The organism is Vulcanisaeta sp. JCM 16159, from assembly GCF_001316265.1.
Taxonomy (GTDB): Archaea; Thermoproteota; Thermoprotei; order Thermoproteales; family Thermocladiaceae; genus Vulcanisaeta.
In genome coordinates this window covers 1-1416 of record NZ_BBDN01000026.1, presented here as the reverse complement: position 1 = coordinate 1416, position 1416 = coordinate 1, and the positions used below count along the sequence as shown (strand labels likewise).

Below are 1416 nucleotides of genomic sequence, written 5' to 3'. Positions count from 1 at the left end.
AAGGATTTCATAGAGGCCGCCAATGAGGCAAAGAGGATTGTCGAAACTGTGACTAAGGAGGAGATTGAAATGACGAAACAAAGAATAAAGCAGTTAAGGTGATGGGTATGGCCATGGCTAACCCCACACTTAAGGAGGAGTTACTTAAGTTTGAACCAACGGCGTCGTTGTGCTACCAATGCGGTACATGCACCACGGTTTGCCCTATGACCGAGTTTGGGTTAAATACTAGGCTTGTTATGAAGTTGGCGAACCTGGGTATCATAGATGATTGGTTGCGTAAGGCCGTGTGGCTCTGCACCGGCTGCGGCCTATGCCAGGAGAGTTGCCCAAATGAAATTAGGATACCAAACGTAATTAGGTTCGTCAGGCTGAAAATACTTGAGGGCAGGAGAGGTAAATAGTGTTTGGCTATATATTGAATAATTATGTGGTTTATGTTTAATTTCTTTTAAAAGTTGGCGTGCTGATTTATGTGGCCTGGGCCAGTATCGATTAAGTTTTATTGACTTCATGGTATTAATAATCATGCGTGATAGCCCGTTGCACATGAGATTTTCTACAGCGGACTAATTTTGTTGTTATAAATCCCTAAAAAATCTATAAAATTGTTTATAACCATGAGTAAAATGATAGTAATCACATGAATGGCGGGAATTACGAAATAGTATTCTTCGGTAGAGGAGGCCAGGGTGCAGTAACCGCCGCGCAGGTAATGGCATTAGCAGCTGTTAGTAGGGGTCTGTATGCGTTGGCTTACCCTGAATTCGGGCCAGAAAGGAGAGGGGCACCCGTCAGGTCCTACCTAGTCATATCTACGGAGCCCATCGAAGTTCGAGAACCCATCGAGGAGCCGAACATATCCGTGGTCTTTGGCCCAGACTTACTAAGGGTTAACCCGGATATACCGGAGAGGACTAGGGATTACATAGTAATTAATTCAAGACGCTTCGAAACCATTGAACCCTACCTAAGGGGCTTTAGGGGCGGTGTTGTGCATATAGATGCATATGACTTATCAACCAAGCACTTGGGCAAGGCCATTGTGAACACGGCAATGCTTGGTGCCTTGTTGAAGGTCTTTGATGCCTTAACCGTGGACGACATTACCAATGCAGTATTGAAGACATTCGGTGGTAGATTGGGTAAGGTGAACGCTGAGTTGGTTAGGGTTGCCTATAACGAGGCACGGGTGATCAAATGAGCACGAGCGCCTGGACCCCAAAGACTACTAAGTTAATGGGCTGGAGAGAACTACCGGCAATTGGAGGATACGTAATGGAACCAATGAGCACAACTAAAAACACCACTGGTTCTTGGAGGACTGAGAGGCCTGTTATTGATCAGGATGCGTGCATTAGGTGCAGGACCTGCTGGATGTATTGCCCAGAGCCGGCAATACTCGAGTTGAAGAAA

At 45.8% G+C, this 1416-nt stretch carries 2 protein-coding genes and 1 pseudogene; all 3 read left to right on the top strand.

Annotation, left to right across the window (positions count from 1 at the left end; translation table 11 throughout):
• Positions 1-92 precede the first annotated feature (92 nt).
• Positions 93-404, top strand: a pseudogene (locus JCM16159_RS12970) (4Fe-4S dicluster domain-containing protein); the annotation flags it as partial.
• Positions 405-643: 239 nt separating this feature from the next.
• Positions 644-1204 (top strand): 2-oxoacid:acceptor oxidoreductase family protein, encoded by a 561-nt coding sequence (locus JCM16159_RS12965; RefSeq protein WP_054854237.1) that lies wholly within the window; start codon positions 644-646, stop codon positions 1202-1204.
• The coding region (locus JCM16159_RS12960; RefSeq protein WP_243666931.1) for a 4Fe-4S binding protein at positions 1201-1416 on the top strand (216 nt) is incomplete at its 3' end. The genes JCM16159_RS12965 and JCM16159_RS12960, both read left to right, overlap by 4 nt.

Bases quoted from the DNA above. Each gene is read 5' to 3' on its own strand.
- JCM16159_RS12965 (WP_054854237.1), top strand. From the start codon at position 644: ATGAATGGCGGGAATTACGAAATAGTATTCTTCGGTAGAGGAGGCCAG.